The organism is Chryseobacterium sp. Leaf405, from assembly GCF_001425355.1.
Classification (GTDB): domain Bacteria; phylum Bacteroidota; class Bacteroidia; order Flavobacteriales; family Weeksellaceae; genus Chryseobacterium.
In genome coordinates this window covers 46,027-67,308 of record NZ_LMQN01000016.1, presented here as the reverse complement: position 1 = coordinate 67,308, position 21,282 = coordinate 46,027, and the positions used below count along the sequence as shown (strand labels likewise).

The 21,282-nt window shown below is 35.6% G+C and carries 16 protein-coding genes and 1 tRNA gene; 4 read left to right on the top strand and 13 right to left on the bottom strand.

The annotated features are described in order from the left end of the window. Nucleotides 1–57: 57 nt before the first annotated feature. The 10 genes from ASG22_RS16145 to ASG22_RS16100 form a co-directional block, all read right to left on the bottom strand. Nucleotides 58–426 (bottom strand): hypothetical protein, encoded by a 369-nt coding sequence (locus tag ASG22_RS16145; protein ID WP_055986990.1) that lies wholly within the window; start codon nucleotides 424–426, stop codon nucleotides 58–60. Nucleotides 427–448: 22 nt separating this feature from the next. Beyond that, nucleotides 449–522, bottom strand: a tRNA-Ala gene (locus ASG22_RS16140). A gap of 185 nt (nucleotides 523–707) precedes the next feature. Beyond that, nucleotides 708–2,123 carry an efflux transporter outer membrane subunit gene (locus tag ASG22_RS16135; RefSeq protein ID WP_055986988.1) on the bottom strand — a complete coding sequence of 472 codons (1,416 nt, stop codon included), beginning with the start codon at nucleotides 2,121–2,123 and terminating at the stop codon, nucleotides 708–710. Between the two features lie 21 nt (nucleotides 2,124–2,144). Then, nucleotides 2,145–5,291, bottom strand: a complete 3,147-nt coding sequence (locus ASG22_RS16130; protein WP_055986986.1) for an efflux RND transporter permease subunit — start codon at nucleotides 5,289–5,291, stop codon at nucleotides 2,145–2,147. A gap of 1 nt (nucleotide 5,292) precedes the next feature. Continuing rightward, complete coding sequence (locus tag ASG22_RS16125) at nucleotides 5,293–6,480, bottom strand: efflux RND transporter periplasmic adaptor subunit (RefSeq protein ID WP_055986984.1); 1,188 nt, start codon at nucleotides 6,478–6,480, stop codon at nucleotides 5,293–5,295. A gap of 3 nt (nucleotides 6,481–6,483) precedes the next feature. Next, nucleotides 6,484–6,939, bottom strand: a complete 456-nt coding sequence (locus ASG22_RS16120; protein ID WP_055986983.1) for a hypothetical protein — start codon at nucleotides 6,937–6,939, stop codon at nucleotides 6,484–6,486. Between the two features lie 118 nt (nucleotides 6,940–7,057). Next, entirely contained in the window at nucleotides 7,058–7,570 is a 513-nt protein-coding gene (locus ASG22_RS16115; protein WP_055986982.1) for a GNAT family N-acetyltransferase, read from the bottom strand. 90 nt (nucleotides 7,571–7,660) lie between these two features. Further along, complete coding sequence (locus ASG22_RS16110) at nucleotides 7,661–7,888, bottom strand: DUF2007 domain-containing protein (RefSeq protein WP_055986980.1); 228 nt, start codon at nucleotides 7,886–7,888, stop codon at nucleotides 7,661–7,663. A gap of 63 nt (nucleotides 7,889–7,951) precedes the next feature. Beyond that, nucleotides 7,952–9,280 (bottom strand): L-lysine 6-transaminase, encoded by a 1,329-nt coding sequence (gene lat / locus ASG22_RS16105; protein ID WP_055986978.1) that lies wholly within the window; start codon nucleotides 9,278–9,280, stop codon nucleotides 7,952–7,954. A 97-nt stretch (nucleotides 9,281–9,377) separates the two neighbouring features. Further along, entirely contained in the window at nucleotides 9,378–10,928 is a 1,551-nt protein-coding gene (locus tag ASG22_RS16100) for an aldehyde dehydrogenase family protein (protein ID WP_055986977.1), read from the bottom strand. 137 nt (nucleotides 10,929–11,065) lie between these two features. Here ASG22_RS16100 and ASG22_RS16095 point away from each other — a divergent pair, with 137 nt between their 5' ends. Further along, complete coding sequence (locus tag ASG22_RS16095) at nucleotides 11,066–11,266, top strand: hypothetical protein (protein WP_055986974.1); 201 nt, start codon at nucleotides 11,066–11,068, stop codon at nucleotides 11,264–11,266. A gap of 79 nt (nucleotides 11,267–11,345) precedes the next feature. Here ASG22_RS16095 and ASG22_RS16090 read toward each other — a convergent pair whose 3' ends face one another. From ASG22_RS16090 to ccsA, 3 genes are all read right to left on the bottom strand, one after another. After that, nucleotides 11,346–11,534, bottom strand: a complete 189-nt coding sequence (locus tag ASG22_RS16090) for a hypothetical protein (RefSeq protein ID WP_055986973.1) — start codon at nucleotides 11,532–11,534, stop codon at nucleotides 11,346–11,348. A gap of 106 nt (nucleotides 11,535–11,640) precedes the next feature. Beyond that, entirely contained in the window at nucleotides 11,641–12,510 is an 870-nt protein-coding gene (locus ASG22_RS16085; protein ID WP_055986971.1) for an SPFH domain-containing protein, read from the bottom strand. A gap of 178 nt (nucleotides 12,511–12,688) precedes the next feature. Continuing rightward, complete coding sequence (gene ccsA, locus ASG22_RS16080; protein ID WP_055986969.1) at nucleotides 12,689–15,946, bottom strand: cytochrome c biogenesis protein CcsA; 3,258 nt, start codon at nucleotides 15,944–15,946, stop codon at nucleotides 12,689–12,691. A gap of 429 nt (nucleotides 15,947–16,375) precedes the next feature. Here ccsA and ASG22_RS16075 point away from each other — a divergent pair, with 429 nt between their 5' ends. From ASG22_RS16075 to ASG22_RS16065, 3 genes are all read left to right on the top strand, one after another. Then, a complete protein-coding gene (locus ASG22_RS16075) occupies nucleotides 16,376–18,949 on the top strand; it encodes an FtsK/SpoIIIE family DNA translocase (RefSeq protein WP_055986967.1) in 2,574 nt (857 codons plus the stop codon). A 103-nt stretch (nucleotides 18,950–19,052) separates the two neighbouring features. Beyond that, nucleotides 19,053–19,700 (top strand): LolA family protein, encoded by a 648-nt coding sequence (locus ASG22_RS16070; protein ID WP_055986964.1) that lies wholly within the window; start codon nucleotides 19,053–19,055, stop codon nucleotides 19,698–19,700. An 88-nt stretch (nucleotides 19,701–19,788) separates the two neighbouring features. Next, entirely contained in the window at nucleotides 19,789–21,249 is a 1,461-nt protein-coding gene (locus ASG22_RS16065; RefSeq protein WP_055986962.1) for an LptF/LptG family permease, read from the top strand. The last annotated feature ends 33 nt before the right edge of the window (nucleotides 21,250–21,282 follow it).

The window sequence follows — 21,282 nt, the reverse complement described above, 5'->3', positions numbered from 1 at the left end:
AAAAAGCCATCCAAAAATGGACAGCTTATGTGAGATATTGTAAAAAAATTTTATTCTTTATTTCTTTTCACCTTTCCAAGAACCAGATCTTACAGGAGTTGGTACTGAATTCGTCCAGTTTCCGGTTCCTGTTTTTTCTCTTGTAAGAGTTCCTCTGAATTCTCCGTCTGCAGGTGAACCGATAGAAGCATTTAAGTCTCCTGTATCAGATAAATTACCGGAAATGTGATAGTTTTCATTCGTCTGATCAGAATGCATTGTTCCGGTCACTTTGCCATCGCTTCCTACAACTATATTCCAGTCTCCTTTTTCAGTACCATCATAAGTTCCGGACCACGTTCCTATGAAGTCGTAAATCGTATCTTCATCTGAACTACAGCCAATAAATAAAAACGCAGTAAATAAAAGTAAAAATAGTTTCTTCATAGTTTTATAACATAATCTTTTGTGGAGAATACGGGGATCGAACCCGTCACCTTTAGACTGCCAGTCTAATGCTCTAGCCAGATGAGCTAATTCCCCTTTTCTTTTTTGAAACGCTACAAAAGTAAGTATTTAAACCACAAATCCAAACATTTTATTAAATTTTCTTTAATAAAATTATATTTAAAATAAAGTATTATTACCATTTTCATGTTTTTAAGTTTAAAATAAAAACGCATGCTAAAATTAATTAACATGCGTTATTACGATAACTTTATTAAAAATTATTTCCAGCCTCCGCCAAGAGCCTGATAAAGATCTATGGCAGCTTTCATTTTACTATATTGGGCATTAGAAATATTCAATTCTGCATTTAGGGAATTTACGCTTGCATTCAACACTTCAAGGTAATTTGCCATTCCGTAATTCACTAATTCCTGAGAATATTCAACCGAATTTTTGTAGGCATTCAATTCTTTTTCCTTTAAATCAATATAAGAATCCTGAACCGAGAAAACTCTGATTGCATCTGAAACCTCTTTTCCCGCAGTTAAAACCGCTTTTCTAAAGTTCAAATAGGCTGTTTCCTGATTTGCCAAGCTTACTTCATAATTTGTCTTGATCGTTCTCCGATTCAAAATCGGCTGTGCCAATCCTCCGATAACGCTCGCAAACAATGAATTTACACTAAATAAATGATCAATATCAAGAGACTGAATTCCTCCACTTCCGGTAATTCTTAATGTAGGATAAAACTGAGCTTTCGCAGAATTCGTCAATTCAAAAGCATTCATTAAATTATATTCAGCCCTCATTACATCGGGTCTGTTTGCCAAGAGCTGAGCGGGATATCCCAATTTTAAATCAACAGGAATATTCTGACTTTCCAACGTCGATCTTTCGATGGCATGAGAAGGTTCTCCCATTAAAAGACTCATGGTATTTTCCAGCAATTGAATCTGTGTATCCGTATCGATCAATAAAGATTTTGCATTCAAAACTAATGCTTCACTTTGCTGAACAGCAACTTCAGTTAAAGTTCCGGCAATTTTCAACGCTTTAGTGGTTTCTAAATTTTTCTCACGAACTTCAATCGTCTCCTGAATGATTTTTTTCTGTGCATCATACGTCAGCAACTGATAATAAGACGAAGCTACAGAAGCGATCAAATCACTTTTCACTGCCTTATGAGCTGCGACGCTTCCCAGATAACTCGCTAATTGCGCTTTTTCCTGAGATTTTAATTTACCCCAAATATCTGCTTCAAAAGCGACACTTGCTGTAACATCCAATTGGTTGATGTATCTTCTGTCACCGAACAACCGCCCGGTTTGAGTATTTAATGACTGAGTCTGAAAAGTATAGCCCGGACCCACCGTTAAAGTCGGTTCGTAAGCCGCTTTACTTTGTTTTAAATAAGCTTCTGCGGAAACAATGCTCTGTAAAGCAATTCTGATATCTAAATTATTTTCTAAAGCTTTATTGATATGTCCCTGAAGAATCGGATCTGTAAAAATTTCTTTCCAGGAAACATTCGCAACATTTACGCTGTCTGAAGGAAGCATATCGGTACGGAAAAGATTTTCGTTGACCACATTTTTCGGCCTTTCATATTCTTTTCTTACATGGCAGGAAGTAAGTACCACTGCAGTAAGCACCGAAAAAGCAGTTCCTTTTATTATTATTGATAAATTTTTCATTATTTAAATCTTAAAGATTTCTTATTCAGCTAAATTGATGTCCTCTTGTTTGATAGGCTTGATTTTCTCCTGTAAAGTCTGGAAAACCACGTACAAAACAGGAATCACAAATACTCCTAAAACAGTACCTATCAACAACCCGATTGAAGCACCTGTTGCGATCGATCTGTTACCAACAGCACCAATTCCGCTTGCTAATACCAATGGCAATAAACCAAAGATAAAGGCTAATGAGGTCATCAAAATAGGTCTTAATCTCGCTTTTGCTGCATTAATAGCAGATTCAACAATAGTTTCTCCGTGATGTCTTCTCTGCACTGCAAATTCGATAATCAAAATCGCATTTTTTGCCAATAGCCCCACCAACATAATTAATGCAATCTGGAAGTAGATGTTATTTTCAAGTCCCATAATTTTCTGTCCGAAGTAAGCACCCATTACCCCAAGTGGAAGTGAAATTACTACAACCAAAGGCAAAATATAACTTTCGTACTGAGCAGAAAGAATGAAATAAACAAAGACTAAACTCAAAGCAAAAATCAATAAAGTCTGAGATCCTGAACTTAATTCTTCTCTTGTAAGACCTGTAAATTCAACATCATAATTTTGATCAAGCGTTTCCTTAGCAACCTCCTGTACTGCAGTAATGGCATCACCGGAACTGAATCCTGCTTTATTGGCTCCGGTAATTTTCACAGACGTAAATAAGTTATAACGCCCTACCGATTGTGGTCCATAAGTTTTATTTAATGTTACAAACTGTGAAATCGGCGACATTTCTCCTGAGCTTGTCTTAACATAATACTGGTTAAGATTATCTGCATTTATTCTGTCTTCAGGAAGTGCCTGAATCATTACTCTGAACTGTTTTCCGTATTTGGTAAAATCAGCACCGTAAATTCCTCCGATATATCCCTGCATTGTTGACAGAATATCATTCACTGAAACTCCTTTTTGCTTTGCCAAAGGAACATTAATTTCCATCATATACTGAGGATATTTTGTATTGAATGACGTTTGCGCAAATTCAATTTCGGGTCTTTGCATTAAGTTTCCGATAAATTCATTGGTTTTTGCATCCAGCTGAGCAAAATCACCTCCGGATTTATCCAAAAGTACCATTTCAAAACCTGCACTGTTACCAAATCCCGGTACACTTGGTGGTTGGAAGAATACAACTTTTGCATCAGGCACTTTACCTGCCAAACCAAATAACTGCTTAGAAATCTCTTCAGAAGATAGACCGTCTCCTTTTCTGTCGTCGAATGGTTTTAATTTAATAAAAGCAAGACCATTATTACTACCGTTTCCAGATAGTAATCCTCTACCTGTAGAAATCGTTACGTTCTGAATTCCAGGAATTTTCATGGCATTTTTCTGCAACGTTTTCAAGACATTATAAGTTCTTTCCATCGAAGCTCCTGGCGGAAGCTGCACATCGGTAAAGATAATTCCTCTGTCTTCTGTAGGTACGAAACCTTTTTTCATACTGCCGTTTGCCCAATAAATAATTCCTCCTGTAACCACAAGAATTACCAAAGTAACCCATTTATGCTTGATCAGGAAATTAAATCCTCTTCCATAACGGTCTGTCGCTGTTTGAAAACCAATATTGAATTTATAAAAGAACTTTTGAATGATATTTTTGTTCTTATAATCTTCATGATGATCTTCGTGAGGCTTTAAGAATAATGAACATAAAACCGGACTCAACGTCAATGCGTTAATCGCTGAAATGACAATTGCAATAATTAAAGTGATCCCAAACTGCTGATAAAATACACCGGTAGGACCCGTAATAAATGTTACCGGAATAAATACCGCTGCCATTACCAAAGTAATTGAAATAATTGCTCCGGTAATTTCGTCCATCGCTTCAATGGTTGCTTTTTTAGGATTTGAGATACCATGTTCCATCTTGGCGTGTACAGCCTCGACGACGACAATGGCATCATCCACCACAATACCAATCGCAAGAACTAGGGCGAATAACGTTAATAAGTTTAATGAATATCCAAATAAATTCAGGAAAAAGAATGTCCCTACAATAGATACCGGAACCGCAATGGCCGGAATTAATGTAGATCTGAAATCCTGCAAGAAGATATATACAACAATAAATACCAGAATAAATGCTTCTATCAATGTATGAATTACTTTTTCAATAGATGCATCCAGAAATTCGTTGGTATCAAAGTTAAAAGTATATTTTACACCTTCAGGATAGGTACTTTCATTATCTTTCAGCTGCTTTTTGATGTTTTCAATAATTTCCTGAGCATTGGATCCCGGAGTTTGAAAAACCCCCATACTGATGGATGGATTATCACCATTTTCACCAATTCCGCTGTAAGATAAACCTCCCAATTCTACTTTCGCAACATCTTTCAACATTAAATTCTGTCCATCCGGAAGAGCTTTAATGATAATATCATCGTACTGCTCTTTTTCACTGAATTTTCCGACATATTTAATGATATATTCAAAAGAACTTCCGCTGTTTTGCCCTAAAGATCCCGCAGCAGCTTCTCTACTCTGATCATTAATTGCGTTGGTAACTTCAGTTGGCGTGATTCCATAGGCTGCCAATTTAGCCGGATCCAGCCAGATTCTCATAGAATAGTTTTTACCCCCAAAAACGTTGGCTTCACCTACTCCATTAATTCTCTGAAGATTTGGAATTACGTTAATATTCAAAAAGTTCTGAAGATATACATCGTCAATATTTTTATTTTCCGAATAAAAAGAAAGGTACATCAATGCACTTGTCTGCTGTTTCTGTGTAACAACTCCCGAACGGGTAACTTCACTTGGAAGTAATGGGCTTGCTCTCGCCACACGATTTTGAACGTTTACCGCAGCAATATCTGCATTCACTCCCTGTTTAAAAAATACCTGAATCTGAGCCGAACCGTCATTTCCTGCTGTTGAAGTGATATAATCCATTCCTTCAACCCCGTTGATTTGTTCTTCCAAAGGTACAACAACACTTTTCATTACGGTTTCAGCATTGGCTCCTGTATAATTTGCTCTTACACTTACCGTTGCAGGTGCAATATCAGGATACTGTGTAACAGGGAGCGACATCAATCCCAAAACCCCGAGAATCACAATTAAAATTGAGATTACCGTGGATAGAACCGGTCTGTTTATAAAATTTTTAATCATTTTAGAATTTCGGTTTTATAGATTGAACAAGACTATCCATTTTAACGGGTTTCGGCTTCACGGCAGTTCCCGGCTTTAAAGCTCCGATACCCGCTGCAACGATTGTTTCCCCTTTATTTACCCCAGATTTGATAAGAGCCATATTGTCGATTCTGTCGATCACATTAATCACAACATTTCTTGCGGTGTCTCCTTTATCAACTTTATAAACATAAACGATGCCCTGTTGTTCATACGTCGCACTTTCCGGAACAACCAAGACATTATCATAAGCTTGTGGCAATCTGATGGTTCCACTATTGCCGTTACTCAATAATTTCTGAGCATTGGTAAAGCTTACTCTGAACTGAATAGTTCCCGTGGTAGGATCAATCTGTCCTGTAATCGCTTGAATTTTACCTTTTTCAGGATACAAACTTCCGTTTGCCAGCTGCAATTCGACCATCGGAAGGTTTTTAATTTTTTCAGACATCGAAGAACCCGGAGATTTTTCAAGAAAATTAAAATATTCTTTTTCATTCATTGAAAAATAGGCGTAAATTTCTGAAGTATCCGAAATTGTTGTTAGTGCCGACTGATCAGTTGGTCCCACTAAACTTCCAACTTTCAACGGTAATTTCCCGATAACTCCCGAAATAGGCGCACGAATCACAGAATATTCAATGTTTGCTTCTACTCCTTTATAATTGGCAACTGCCTGACTTTTAGAAGCCTGAGCCTGTTTTAATTGAGCTTGTGCCTGTGCTAAATTTGCCTGAGCTGTCTGCAACTGAACATTACTGATAATATTTTTCTGCACCAATGGTTTCAGTTTATTAACTTCTACATTTGCAGCACTTACCGCTGCCTGAGCAGCAGCAATATTAGATTCCGCAGCACCGATTCCTGCTTTGGAAGCAGCAGCAGTTTCGTTTAGAATATTGGTTTCCAGACGGAATAAAGGCTGACCTTTTGTAACATACTGACCTTCATCCACCAAAACCTGAGTGATATATCCCTGTATTTTAGCACGAACATCATTGTTTACCCTACCCTGAATGGTAGCCGGGAAGGTCTGATAGCCTACTATATTTTTTGCCTCCACATTTACGACAGGATATGGCTTTGCACCATCCTGCTTGGGAGCTTCTTTTTTGCAGGCAACTAAAGAAAGTGCTGCAACAGAAAGTATAACTAGCTTATTATTCATTTTTTATAGTTTATTAAGAGATTCCTGAATATGTATTATGTTTTTATTTAAAAGAGCTTTATAAGCTTCTGTTTTTTTATTTTGTCCATCTTCCTGATTTTTTTTAAAATTGTCTAAATCATCTATTAGTTTTAATTCGTCTTGCATCTTTTGAACTATTTTTTCAAATCTTATTCTCTTATACTCATCATTGATGAAAAAATACCGTTTCCGTTCATCCATTTTATTATGATCTACAATAAGCTCGGCATTCAGCAATAAGGATATGCTTGTAGAAACCGAACTTTTGCTCGCAGCCAAAACATCCACAAACTCATCAAAAGTAATGCCCGCCTTCTCATAATCGAAAAGAAGGTAGGCATATATTTTAGACGCTAATGGAGGTAGGTTGAAAACGGTACCATAAAACTTTACGGCATCCTGAAAAATTTTTTCATCAATTTCTATACTCTTATGCATTGTATATAAATTTGGGACAAATGTAAAACTTTAGTTCAGAACTAAACGAACAAACTTAATAGAGTTTCTCAATCTATAGTTTCTTAAAGAATCAATGAAAACGGATTTAACTTTTTACTTAAATTATAATCTTCTCAAAAGCCTTTCTCATTCCGCCCGCCAAAAAAACTTCTCCACAATAAGAATATCCTTTGCTTTCAAGGATTTTGAGCATGGCAATATTATCATAATTGGTATCTACTTTTATACTTTGGATTTCCTTTTCTCTGGTGAAATCTTCAATATGATCAAAAAGTTTTTTGGCTAATCCTTTGCCTGCAAATTTTTCGTCAATAGCAACACGATGTACCACAACAAACTCTCCATCGCTCAGCCAAGCTCCCTCAATAGTGCTGTAAGCCGGCTCATCATTTAAAATCAAAGCTGTATAAACTGCAATTTCATCATCCACAGTCATTACGTATCCGAAGCCTTTTTCAATGTCACTTTCCACAGTTCCGAGATTGGGATAGCCCTGCTGCCATTGTGTACTTCCGTCTTGTTTTCTTCTTTCAATTGCCTGCTGTAAAATATTCCAGATGATATCTCTGTCTTTAATCTCTGCCTTCCGCAGATTAATTTCTGAATTCATGAGTTTATTTAATTAAATCAAAAAACCGAAAACTAATTAAAATTAATTTTCGGTTCGAAGTAGTAAAATTTAAAATTATGAAATTGTTTTTTAATTTTCATTTTGTTGAAGATAGCTATCGATAATCTCGAATGCTTTTTTTTCATCTTCTAGTTTAACCAATACTTTTAGCGAAGTTGCCGTTGGCGTTGTCGTAAAAGTAAGATAATTGTTTTCTATGGCATTTTTAATCTGCGCTTCATCTAATTTTGACTTGATTAGCTGTATTTCTGCCTGTTTGTCACTCTCAAAAACTGATACTCTTGTACTTCTTTCCATGTTTCTATACCGTTTAAGTATCTAAATATATAAAGTTTTTTTGAAAATTCCAAATTTTGATTTTTAAACTTTATTAATATTATTTTCAATTTTGTCTAAAGCAATCTGAATTTCTTCCTTTGAAACGTTCAGATGCGGTCTGAAACGAAGTGCCTGATCTCCACATGATAAAATAAACAAACCGTCATGGAAAAGTACTTCACGCAAATGATTTCTCTGCTCAGGCGTTGGTAAATCTATCGCACACATCAATCCTCTTCCTCTTGCATTGGATAATTTCTCAGGATATTTTTCTGCTAATTTTTTTAAACCTTCCAATAAATAATCACCGACAATTCTTGCATTTTCCACAAGATTTTCTTTTTCAATCACCTCCATTACCAACTGAAAACGAAGCATATCGATAAAATTACCTCCAAACGTAGAATTGATTCTTGAGCTCTCTCTGAAAACATTATCAGGAATTTCGTCAAACTTTTCTTTATTGGCTAAAACTCCGCAAACCTGTGCTTTTTTACCAAAAGAAATAATATCCGGTTTTGCTGTAAAGTGCTCAAAAGCCCACATTTTTCCAGTAATTCCGATGCCTGTTTGTACTTCATCAAATATTAAAAGAATTTCGTTCTGATCGCAGATTTTTCTCAACCCTAATAAAAATTCGTCTCTGAAATGATTGTCACCACCTTCAGCCTGAATCGGCTCAATAATAATACAAGCGACTTTGTTAGGATTCATTAAAATCGCTTCTTCGATATTCAATAGAGCTAATCTTTCGTTTTTGATCGTTTCCTCTAAATTTTCTTCTGTGAGCGGGAAAGTCAATTTAGGATTTAAAATTCTTGGCCAGTCAAACATCGGGAAATACTGATATTTTCTTGGGTCTGAAGTGTTTGTTAAGCTTAATGTATAACCGCTTCTTCCATGGAATGCCTGTCTGAAGTGAATACAAATTCCGGCTTCAATATCAAGACCTTTCTCAAAATTTTTACGGGTTTTCCAGTCAAAGCAAGCTTTCATAGCATTCTCAACCCCCAAGGTTCCACCTTCAATGAAAAAAGCATACTGCAATTCCTGTGGAATCACTACTCTTTCGAAAACTTCTAAAAAGTGAGCATATTCCTCAGAATAAATATCTGCCAACGTTGGTTTGTTGACTGCCATTTTCCCTAACCAAGCCGATTTTTCGACCAAATAAGGGTGATTATATCCGATAGACGCCGAAGCGAACATCGAAAACATATCTAAATATTCTCTGTTGGTCAGTTTGTCGTACAACCAAGATCCGTGAGATTTTTCTATATCCATCACGAAATCAAAGCCATCCGCCAAAACGTGTCTGCCTATTGTTTCTTTAACTTTATTTGTCGGTATATCAATTGTTGTTTGTTCCATATTGTAAAAATTTAGTGATTAAGGAATTCAGAGATTTAGAAATTAGTGACTGGTAATTTCGAATATCTAGATCTCTGAATCTTTTAATTTGAATAAATTATAAATCAAATTTAATTCCTTGTGCCAATGGCAGACTTGCCGTATAATTTATCGTATTGGTTTGTCTTCTCATGTAGTATTTCCAAACATCTGAACCGGATTCTCTACCGCCTCCTGTTTCTTTTTCACCACCGAAAGCACCACCGATTTCCGCACCTGAAGTTCCTATATTTACGTTGGCAATTCCACAGTCTGAACCTGCGTGAGAAAGGAATAATTCTGCTTCTCTTAGATTCTGCGTCATAATTGCAGAAGATAATCCCTGAGGAACGTCATTCTGAATAGTGATTGCTTCTTCTAATGTTGTGTATTTAATTAAATATAAGATCGGTGCAAAAGTTTCATGCTGAACGATTTCGTAAGAATTCTTAACTTCAGCAATACAAGGTTTTACATAACAACCCGATTCGTATCCTTTTCCTTTCAGCACTTCCCCTTCAACGATGAATTTTGCGCCTTCTTTTTTACCTTTTTTAATCGCTTCTTCATACATATTCACAGCATCGGTGTCGATAAGCGGTCCAACGTGATTCGTCTCATCCAAAGGATTTCCGATCTTCAATTGTCCGTAGGCTTTTGCCAATCTGTTTTTAACTTCATCATAAATACTTTCGTGAATGATTAATCTTCTTGTTGAAGTACATCTTTGTCCTGCAGTTCCAACCGCTCCGAAAACCGCTCCGATAATTGACATATCGATATCTGCATCTTTAGAAATGATGATGGCGTTGTTTCCTCCTAATTCCAGAATAGATTTCCCGAATCTTTGGGCAACATTTGTAGAAACCATTCTTCCCACTCTTGTAGAACCTGTGAAAGAAACCAAAGCAACTCTCTTGTCATCTACTAATTTTTGTCCGATTTCATGATCAGCAACCAAAACACTCGAAATTCCTTCCGGAAGACTGTTGTCCTTGATTACTTCATTCATTATATTTTGACAGGCAATCGCACAAAGTGGCGTCTTTTCTGATGGTTTCCAGATGGTAACGTTTCCGCAAATCCATGCTAATGCTGTATTCCAAGCCCAAACGGCTACCGGAAAGTTGAATGCTGTGATGATTCCCACCACTCCAAGCGGATGATATTGCTCGTACATTCTGTGACCCGGTCTTTCCGAGTGCATCGTGTACCCGTGAAGCTGTCTGGAAACTCCCACTGCAAAGTCACAGATATCGATCATTTCCTGAACTTCCCCTAATCCTTCCTGCAAAGATTTACCCATTTCATAAGAAACAAGTTTACCCAAATCATCTTTATATTCTCTTAATTTCTGACCTAACTGTCTTACGATTTCCCCTCTTTTAGGCGCCGGAATTGCCCTGAATTCCTGAAAAGCCTTTTGAGCCGTTTCAATAACCTTGTCATAATCACTTTCGCCAGACGTCTTTATTTTAGCAATCAAATTGCCGTCTACAGGAGAATAGCTTTCTATCACTTTTCCTGCTGCAAAGTATTTCCCGCCTACAGAAGTTCCTTTATTTTCATCCTTAATTCCTAGATTTTTGAGCGTTTTTTCAATCCCAAAATCCTTTACTTTTTTAGACATAAAAATTCTACTTTTCGTTTCCTCTAAAGATAAAAATATTATGCGAACTGCAAAATTTTAATTTTTTTAACGTGTTTTTTATTTGGAATGATTATAAACATGCTTATCTTTGTAGGGTAATCATTTGAATTTCAGAAATGGAAAATAATAAAACGATCAACGAACCTGTTGTTGAAGAAAAGAAAAATTCGAAGTGGAAAAGGCTGGTGAAGAAATTCGGAATCGGTGGGATTATATTTTTTACTGTGAAAGGAATTATTTCTTCTACTCTTATCTATTTCTTAGGGAAAAATGCATGGAGCGTGGTTGCAGGATATTTTACAGGAATATTTGATTAAATAAATTGACATATAAACAGCAAAAGCAGAGAAAACTTCTCTGCTTTTTGTTTTTTGTTAAAGGTTAATTTATGGGTGGCTATTCTTTCTTTTTCCTTCCCGAATTCGTTAGACTTTGATGCAGCAAATACTCAATTTGTCCATTCACACTCCGGAATTCATCATTTGCCCATTTTTCCAGAAGCTTGTAAGTAGACTCATCAATCCTTAGAACAAAAGATTTCTTGCCTTTATTTTCGGAAGGATTCTGAGCTTTTTCTGATTTCATTTTTTTATTTTTTTAACGCAAAGTGCACAAATTTTTTCTTACTTTTCGAGTGTTTTAAGTTCTCGAAGGCGTTTCACTCAAGCAAGATTTTACTATATTTAAAACATTAATTATATAAAGTTCCGGCATTTAAAATTGGTGTTGCTGCTTTTTCTCCGCAGAGAACAACCATTAGATTGCTTACCATTGCTGCTTTTCTTTCATCATCCAACTCAACAATATTGCCTTCTGAAAGTTTCTTTAAAGCTAAATCCACCATTCCGACAGCACCTTCCACAATCTTGGTTCTCGCTGCTACAATTGCGGTTGCCTGTTGTCTTTGCAGCATTGCTCCTGCGATTTCTGAAGCATATGCCAAGTGCGAAATTCTTGCTTCCTGAATGACAATTCCTGCTTTTGCTAATCTGTCGGTCAATTCCTGCTCTAAAATCGAATTGATTTTGTCACCACCTTCTCTCAAAGTAATCGGTGCATGGTCATCTTCCAGATTATCATAAGGAAAACTCATTGCCAAATGACGAACTGCCGCCTCGCTCTGCATTTTCACGAAGTCAGAATAACGCTCCACATCAAAAGCAGCTTTATAAGTGTCTCCCACCTTCCAAACCATTACAACTGCGATTTCTATAGGATTTCCCATTTTGTCATTTACTTTCAAAGTCTGTCCCTGAAGGTTTTCAGAACGAAGCGACATTTTCTGTGAAGAATACAAAGGATTAATAAAGAATAATCCGTTATCTTTTACAGTTCCAACATATTTTCCGAAGAAATTCAGAACTCTTGAGTGGTTCGGCTGGATAATCATCAACCCTTTAATAAAGAAGAAAAATGTGATAGCGCATGCAACTGCCAATATAATATTTGTAATATTTTCACTGTCTGCACCCGTAATAAACAAGTAGACCGATGCAATAAATAGTACTAAACAAATAACTAAAGCAAGATAGCCTGACATTGGTTTTAAAACTTTTTCCATGATATAATTTTTAATTTGATATTATTTTGATATCATAAAGATATGAGTAAATTTTGAATCAGAAGTAATTATGTAAAAATTTCTTTGATTTTTTAAAACTGAATATTAAAAATATGTCACAAAAAAATCCCTGAAAAATTAATTTCAGAGATTCTGTTTTATGTATAAAATTTAAATTTTATTTCTTGTTTAATATTTTAAATTTAAAGTAAGAAACTGCTGATAACAGTGCCATTGTTCCAAGTCCGATATATACCCACGCCGGAACCGGAACCGGATCTCCCGCTGCGTAAGAGTGAAGTCCACTCAGGTAATAATTTACTCCGAAATATGTCATTACCATCGAACAGAATGCAAACATTGTTGCTACGTGGAATGCCCATTTGCTTCTTAGTCCAGGAACTAATCTCATGTGCAATACAAATGCGTAAACCATGATTGAAATGAAAGCCCAGGTTTCTTTCGGATCCCAGCTCCAGTATCTTCCCCAAGATTCATTTGCCCAGATTCCTCCTAAAAAGTTACCTACTGTTAATGCAAATAATCCGATTGTTAAAGACATTTCAGAAACAATTACCAATTCTTTTAACGTTGTATCATGGTGAATTTTGTACGTCTCTTTATTTGAAATAATATAGAATACTAATGAAATCACTGCAATGATCATTGACAGAGCAAAGAAACCATAACTTGATGTAATAATGGCAACGTGAACGATCAGCCAATACGATTTCAATACTGGAACAAGCGGTGTGATCTGTGGATCAAGTGCTGAACCTCCGTGAGCAAATCCCATCATAATTACAGCAACCATAAATCCTGCCGCAGGAATTAATGCGTTTGAGTTTCGATATAAAATTAAACCTGCCGTAATACCAACCCACGAAATAAAGATAATCGCCTCATAACCGTTACTCCAAGGTGCATGACCAGAAATATACCATCTGGCAATCAATCCTAAGAAATGGAAAGCATATCCAATAATTCCTAATACAATGATTACTTTAATGATTTTATTTAAAACTTTTTTAGGCTTAAATAATTCAACAAAACCTAAGATCAATAATAATCCTCCGACTAAAGTATAGAAAATTAATAATTTGAAATTAAGATTCACTTCATTCATGAAAACTTCCAAATCGACTTTAGATTTTGCAGGAACTACTGCTTTCCCCCATTTTTGCTGATATTCTGAAAGTTTCGCCAATTCAGCGTCTGCTTTGCTCCAGTTTCCTGATTTCTGAGCCTGTAGAACTTCTGCGAAATAAGGTCCCATCACTTGTTGAGATTCCATATCCGGCTCCATTTTTTGGTCTAGCCAAGAATGCCAAGTGTGATTTGCATCATTTTTTACAGGAACGATTCTCATAAACTGACCGCTGAAAAATTCATTAAAAATCTGAACTCTTTCGTTGACAGATATTACTTCTTTATCATAATTTGTCTGTTCAGACGGTTTTTTACGGAAAGCTGTATTATAATCATGCTCAAGAATATATGTTAAATTTCCATTCGCATCCGCAGGGAAAAGGTTCATTAATGATGTATATCCCTCTTCATCTGCTTTTGTTTTATTTTTTAATTCATCACCTCCTTTAGTCCCAACTTTAATCATCGGAACCATCGTCCAGCTCGGTGTATCTGTATTGATTGAAAGAAACCATTGGTTTGCAGTCAAATACTTTCCGTCTGTTCCTTTAAACTCGTCTTTTTTATATAATTTTCTTAAAACATCTAAAGCCTCAGTATTGATAGGAACAATTCTTCCTTCAAAATTCTGTACCAAAAGATATCCGAATTTATCTGCATGCTCTACACTTATTTTATTTCTCGCAATAATTTCATCGGGAGAAATGGTCTTCATTTTTGTCAAGGGAGCCGCAAGAGAATTCTGTTGCGACGATTGAGCTTGAGTGGCTTCCGGAGTGTGGTTATGAGCTTCGCCTTCTACATGAACGTGCTCTCTGCTTCCGTCAGTTGTTCCGTGAGTTTCAATTTTCTGAGCATTTAAACCTAAACTTAATAACAATAAAATTACTGTTGCCGCTCTCTTTTTATTAACATCAGTCAGCATTTTATTTAATTTCCAGAAGTGAGTTCCTTTCCAGAAGAAGATCACAAACATTCCTCCGAATAACGACGCATACCCGATATAAGAAATCAAAGTTCCCCAATAATCGTGGTTTACAGAAAGTACTGTTCCCATTCTGTCAGGATCGAAACTTGATTGGAAGAAACGATATCCACCGTGATTTAGTACATTATTCATATAGATTTTATAGGGAGTCTGTTTTCCTCCTTCGATAACTTTAACATGACTTTCATAAGCACTTGGGGATGTACTTCCTGGATATGTTTCCATAACGAAATCATCCAGTTTAAGGGCAAAAGGCGTGTTATAAATTTTAGGACCGAAGCCAACCATAATATTCAACCCATCCATTGTTACCTGCTTATAAGCATTTGGATTTCCTTTTTCTACAGAAAGATCAACCAATTGTTTTGTCTTTGGACCCTGAATTTCAATCGTCAGCATATCAGGAACAGCCTGATCTTTCTTTCTGTCACCTTCAATTGCCATTAATTTTCCTTTTTTCAAACCTTCAGGAACAACTAATTTTAATTCGTTGATTGAATATAAACTTCTCAACACCAAAGGTTGAAAAGCATCTTTTACGGTATTTCCCGTTGCCTGAGTTGCCATCGTCATGTACGTTGCATCTACAGGAGTTTTAATAAACAATTGCCCGCCTTCTTTTTTGAATTCTACAGCACCTTCAATCGCTCTGTTGAACGTAACCAAAGTTCCGTTAATCGACTTTGTTTCGCCCGGTTTGATGTAAATATTCTGTCTTCCCGTACTTCCTGTAGAAACCAAATGAAGATATTCTGCGCCGTTTGAATCCGCTAATAAACTGTCTTTTTTTCTCTGAACATATTCTTTAGCAACAACTTTCACCTCTTTTCCGTGGAAATCGTAAGTTGCCTGCAAATCTTTGTGCAACGGAGACATTAAGTAAGGAACATCTTTGTAATTAAGAACATCCCCTTTTTCTTCAATCTGAATTTTAAAGAAATTTTTGTCGGTTACAATTTCGTTTGACGTTTCCCCTTCTCTGATATGCATTGTACCTTCAAAACTGATGTATCTTGTGATCGCACCACCAATGAAAATTAAAATAAAAGCAAGGTGAAAAACCAAAACCGGCCATTTTTCTCTTCTCCAAAGTCTGTATCTTCCGATATTTCCTACGAAGTTGAGAATGAGCAAAAACATGATCAGTTCGAACCATTTTGCTTCATAAATTAATGCCTTGGCAGTTGGCGTCCCATAGTCGTTTTCAAGGAACGTTGCATAAGCCATTGCAAATGCGTACACCAGTAACAATACCGCCATTGTTCTGGTTGAGATAATAATATCCTGGAGCTTCTTCATGATTTATATACTTGACCTGCAAAAATAAGGATGATAAACCACAAAGAAGCCAAAAAAAACTGTTTTTTGTCACTTCGAGCCCTATTAATGCTATTTTGAAACATTCTTAATAAGCCGAAAAGTAATTATGAAAAGTTTAAAAATTCAATACAAAAACGACAGGAAAAAAAAATAACTATCTGATTAATTTGATTCATTGATATGCTAAAGGAGGAAAATAAGTTTCTACATCGAAATTATCTGAAAAATCGCCTTCCTTTATTAAGAATTATTTTAATCTAAATTAATTTTATTTTGAATATTTTTAATCATTCAAAAACTTTATACATAAAATAGCCAGCTTTCATAAACAATAATAAATAAACACTCTTTTAAGGAAAAAAGCATTTGTTTAATTTTGAAAAACACTAAATTTGCCTTCACTGTATTATGGATAGAAAAACACCAAACAATCAAACAGAATCGCCTGACAAAGGCAGAATTTTATCTAAGTCACGTATATTTTTCGGGCTTACTTTTATACTTTTTTCAGTAGTTCTTACTTTTTCATTTGTCTCCTATTTAATGAATTGGAAGGCAGATCAAAGTCAGGCAGGAACCATGCTGGACAAGAGTATAAAATCATCCAATCTTTTCGGCAAACTCGGCGACTGGCTGGGCAATATTTTCATTTTTGAAAGTGTGGGTGTTGCGTCTTTTATTATTGCATTTCTATTCCTTGTTTTTGGGACGATTATCCTTAAAAAAAGAACTTTTAAACCATGGAAAACAGTTGGTCATTCTCTGTTCTTCATCTGTTGGCTGCCAATTTTCTTTGCAGCAGCAGTTACGAAAGATCAAGGTGGTGTTTTAAGTGGTGTTTACGGATACCAAATCATGGATTCTTTGAATTCAATGATTGGTACAGTTGGTTTGTGGCTGGTGTTGGCATCAAGTATTCTATTATATTTCATCTTAGAATTTAATCTTCGACCAAGTTCTATTAAATCTAAATTAAATGATATTAACGAAAGTACGATTGGAAAAGTAAAATCGATGATTCCAAGTTCTGATGAAAACTTTGACGCTGATGAAGAATTAATTGAGGAAGTTGAAAAACCTGAAGAAATCACAGAAAAAGTTACCGTAACCGAAGTTGTTGAAAAACCAACTGTGAAGATTCATCAACCAGAACCTATTAGTGTGCCAAAAGGATTTCCGGAAGTTCCTGTTTCTGCAAACTTAGATCCTATTGTTACGCCGAACCATACTTCATTTGAAGAAGATAAAAGGGAGGATAGTTTTGCCTCCTCAGTCAATGTAACTTTAAATACAAAACCAACAGTTCCTGTTTCTACTCCGGAGCAGGCTTTTGACATGACACCTTCTGTTCCTCCAACTCAAGTTGTGAATACTGCTCAAGAAAATATCAAATTCAATGTAGAGATTGCTCCCGTGATAGATATTTTGGATGAATCAGATAAAAAGGCGAAGGAGCTAATAAATCAACATGGTCTTTATGACCATAAACTGGATTTGGCTAAATTTCAGATGCCCCCTGTTGAGCTTTTAACAGATTACGGTAATGAAGAAATTTCTATTAATAAAGAAGAATTAGAAGAAAATAAGAATAAGATTGTCGGATTGCTTAAAAATTTCAACGTTGGAATTTCTGAGATTAAAGCGACAATAGGACCGACCGTGACTCTATACGAAATTGTTCCGGAAGCAGGAATCAGAGTGGCTGCAATTAAAAAGCTACAGGATGATATTGCTTTAAATCTATCTGCTTTAGGAATCAGAATTATTGCTCCAATGCCGGGGAAAGGAACGATTGGAATTGAAGTGCCGAGAAAAAACCCTACGATGGTTTCTATGCGCTCAGTGATTGCTTCTCATAAATTTCAGAATACGGATATGGATCTTCCTGTGGTGTTTGGGAAAACAATTTCCAATGAAATTTTCATGGCAGATTTATCGAAAATGCCTCACTTGCTAATGGCGGGTGCGACAGGTCAGGGAAAATCAGTTGGTATCAATGCTATTCTGACTTCCCTACTCTACAAAAAACATCCGAGCGAATTGAAATTTGTGATGGTTGATCCTAAAAAAGTGGAACTTTCATTATATTCAAAAATCGAAAGACATTATTTAGCAAAACTTCCGGATTCTGATGATGCAATTATCACTGATACGAATAAAGTAATCAATACACTGAATTCTCTATGTGTAGAAATGGATCAGCGTTACGACTTGCTTAAAAATGCCTTCTGTAAAAATTTAAAGGAATACAATAAAAAATTCACAGAAAGAAAATTAAATCCTGAAAATGGACATCGTTATTTACCATACATCGTTTTGGTGGTAGACGAATTTGCAGATTTGATTATGACCGCAGGAAAAGAAGTTGAGTTACCTATTGCCAGATTGGCACAGCTGGCCAGAGCCGTGGGAATTCACTTAATCGTTGCCACACAAAGACCTTCGGTAAATGTAATTACGGGTATGATTAAAGCCAACTTCCCTGCAAGAGCAGCGTTTAGAGTAATTTCAAGTGTAGATTCAAGAACAATTCTGGATTCTCCGGGTGCAGATCAGTTGATCGGTAAAGGAGATATGCTTTACTTTAACGGAAATGAAATTTTAAGACTTCAGTGTGCATTTGTCGATACTCCTGAAGTGGAAAGATTAGCAGAGTTTATTGGTGAACAAAAAGGATACGCTTCGGCATTTCTTCTTCCCGAATATGTTTCTGAGGAAGGAACAAGCAGTGTCGGAAGTTTTGATCCTAATGAAAAAGATGCTTTATTTGAAGATGCCGCAAGAATTATAGTTTCGACACAACAAGGTTCTACTTCAATGCTTCAGAGACAATTAAAACTTGGCTATAACAGGGCTGGAAGAATTATGGATCAGCTGGAAGCAAGCGGAATCGTAGGTGGATTCAACGGAGCAAAAGCTAGAGAAGTTTTGATTAGTGATCTTCATTCTCTGGAACAGTTTTTAGAAGATTTAAGAAGATAATTATTGGAACGGTTTTTGGAAGACCTGCATTAATAAAAGGAAAATCTATCTATGATTTAACTTTTAAAATTTAAAAATGTCTAAAGATTATTAAATAAAGAAAATGAAACATATTATTTCTAAAGTGATATTAAGCGGATTTGTTGTTGGAACAATGGGATTTGCAAGCGCTCAGAAAATTGATGCGAAAGCAAAGAAAATTCTGGATGATATCACAGCAAATTATAACTCTAAGAAAAATACTTATTTTAAATTTTCTTTCGGAAGCGGAGCAAACGGACAGGTTGAAAAATCTGAACCTGGAATTTACTATGCTTCAGGAAATAAGTATAAGTTGAAAATCATGGAAACTGAACAGATTTTTGACGGAAGCAAAATCTACAATATCAATACAGAAGACAGCGAGGTTACGATTGCAAAACCGAACGGAAGCAGTTCGATGTTCTCCCCTATCAATTATCTTTCGACTTACAGAAACGATTATAATGTAACGTATAACGGTAAAAAAAATGTAAACGGCGTAAATGCAGATTTCATTAAACTGACACCGGTAAAGTCAAACGGAATAAAAGATGTCTATATTTTCGTAGATTCAGCAAAAAAACAAATGGTAAAACTTGAACAGCATGGCAACAATAAAGATGTCGCTGTTATTGCTATCAAAGAATATAAAGAAAACCAGAATCTGGATGCCAATATGTTCGTTTTTGATAAAGCAAAATACAAGAATTACATTGTTACCGAATTGTAATAAGATTATCCAATCAATTATTATAAAAATTTCATAAAATATAAGAGCTGCAAAGAAAACTTTGCAGCTTTTTGATTAATTTTGGCGAATGTTAAAAATATTAGACCAGTATATCATAAAGACCTTCTTTGGACCGTTTTTTTTCATATTCAGTGTATTGTTTTTCATTTTTATTGTAAACATTATCTGGGTTCAGTTGGGGCAGTTTATGGGTAAGGGATTAACCTACTTTCAAATCATGAAACTTCTTTTCTATTTGGGAGTGAGTGTTATCAGTATGGTTTTACCGCTAACCATTCTTTTGGCAAGTATTATGTCTTTCGGAGAATTCGGAGAACGGTATGAGCTCGCCGCAATGAAAGCTGCCGGAATTTCATTAACGAGAGTGATGGTTCCTCTTTTGGGAGTGGTCACCGTCATGTCAATTATGCTTTATTTCTTTTCCAACAATATCATTCCTGATTTTCAGAGGAAGGCAAAAAATATGCTTTTTAATATTGTACAGTCGAAACCTGCCCTGAATTTCACACCTGGACAATTTATTGATCAGCTTCCGGGATATATGGTAAAGTTTGACAGGATTTATGGTGCAAATGATGAAAATATCGACGGCGTATTTGTTCACAGAAAAGCAAGTGCATACGATAATCAACAAACGATTGTCGCAAAAAAAGGAAAATTTGTACCTGCTGCCAATAGGAAATATTTAAAACTGGAACTGTATGACGGATATATTTTTGAGGATAATTTTGCCGGAAAACCCGAAAACGTACGTTTAAAACAACCCGATCAGGCCATCAAATTCGGAACTTTGGTTTCGCATTTTGATATTAGTGAAATCATCAACAAAGCTATTGAAGAAGAAAAAATAACGGATGATTACCGTTTTCAGACTTTCAATCAATTGAATAAAACGATTGATAAGACTAAAAAAGACAACGATAAGTTCTTTACAACTGTTGGTAATGACGTTTTGAGCCAGACCAACTCAGCAGTAACTTATATGGATGTTGATAAGAATAGAGTAAAGGTTAAGCCAAAGCTCCAGCTAAAATTAGACACGGTAAAAAGTGTTAAAAAACTTGATCTGATTTATAATGCTTACAACAAATTAGAAAACCTTAAAGGAACTGTTGAAGCAAAAAATAATGAAGTAAGTCCGGGCGTAAAATATTACAGTAAAGTGGTAATTTATCAACAAAGAATTATAACCTATTCTTTCACCTGTATCATTTTCTTCCTGATTGGAGCAAGTTTGGGATCAATCATCAGAAAAGGAGGAATGGGACTTCCGGTTATTATTGCAATTGTAATTTTCATTATATTTTACGTCATCAATGTGGGTACGGAAAACATGGCGTGGTCAGGAAAATTAAACCCATATCTTGCAGCATGGATTCCTAATATTGTTCTTTTCCCATTTGGAATCTGGATGACTTATAAAGCATTGACGGATTCTCAATTGTTCGATTCTGAAAAGTATAAAGCTTTATTTAAACCGATTATTAATCTATTTGTTAAAAATAAAGAACATAAGAGATATCAATAATTTTGAAATTATTTAAATCATATATAAAGATTC

Excerpts from the sequence above, each read along its gene's own strand:
- ASG22_RS16145 (WP_055986990.1), bottom strand. The coding sequence starts at position 426 with ATGAAGAAACTATTTTTACTTTTATTTACTGCGTTTTTATTTATTGGC.
- ASG22_RS16135 (WP_055986988.1), bottom strand. The coding sequence starts at position 2,123 with ATGAAAAATTTATCAATAATAATAAAAGGAACTGCTTTTTCGGTGCTT.
- ASG22_RS16130 (WP_055986986.1), bottom strand. The coding sequence starts at position 5,291 with ATGATTAAAAATTTTATAAACAGACCGGTTCTATCCACGGTAATCTCA.
- ASG22_RS16125 (WP_055986984.1), bottom strand. The coding sequence starts at position 6,480 with ATGAATAATAAGCTAGTTATACTTTCTGTTGCAGCACTTTCTTTAGTT.
- ASG22_RS16120 (WP_055986983.1), bottom strand. The coding sequence starts at position 6,939 with ATGCATAAGAGTATAGAAATTGATGAAAAAATTTTTCAGGATGCCGTA.
- ASG22_RS16115 (WP_055986982.1), bottom strand. The coding sequence starts at position 7,570 with ATGAATTCAGAAATTAATCTGCGGAAGGCAGAGATTAAAGACAGAGAT.
- ASG22_RS16110 (WP_055986980.1), bottom strand. The coding sequence starts at position 7,888 with ATGGAAAGAAGTACAAGAGTATCAGTTTTTGAGAGTGACAAACAGGCA.
- lat (WP_055986978.1), bottom strand. The coding sequence starts at position 9,280 with ATGGAACAAACAACAATTGATATACCGACAAATAAAGTTAAAGAAACA.
- ASG22_RS16100 (WP_055986977.1), bottom strand. The coding sequence starts at position 10,928 with ATGTCTAAAAAAGTAAAGGATTTTGGGATTGAAAAAACGCTCAAAAAT.
- ASG22_RS16095 (WP_055986974.1), top strand. The coding sequence starts at position 11,066 with ATGGAAAATAATAAAACGATCAACGAACCTGTTGTTGAAGAAAAGAAA.
- ASG22_RS16090 (WP_055986973.1), bottom strand. The coding sequence starts at position 11,534 with ATGAAATCAGAAAAAGCTCAGAATCCTTCCGAAAATAAAGGCAAGAAA.
- ASG22_RS16085 (WP_055986971.1), bottom strand. The coding sequence starts at position 12,510 with ATGGAAAAAGTTTTAAAACCAATGTCAGGCTATCTTGCTTTAGTTATT.
- ccsA (WP_055986969.1), bottom strand. The coding sequence starts at position 15,946 with ATGAAGAAGCTCCAGGATATTATTATCTCAACCAGAACAATGGCGGTA.
- ASG22_RS16075 (WP_055986967.1), top strand. The coding sequence starts at position 16,376 with ATGGATAGAAAAACACCAAACAATCAAACAGAATCGCCTGACAAAGGC.
- ASG22_RS16070 (WP_055986964.1), top strand. The coding sequence starts at position 19,053 with ATGAAACATATTATTTCTAAAGTGATATTAAGCGGATTTGTTGTTGGA.
- ASG22_RS16065 (WP_055986962.1), top strand. The coding sequence starts at position 19,789 with ATGTTAAAAATATTAGACCAGTATATCATAAAGACCTTCTTTGGACCG.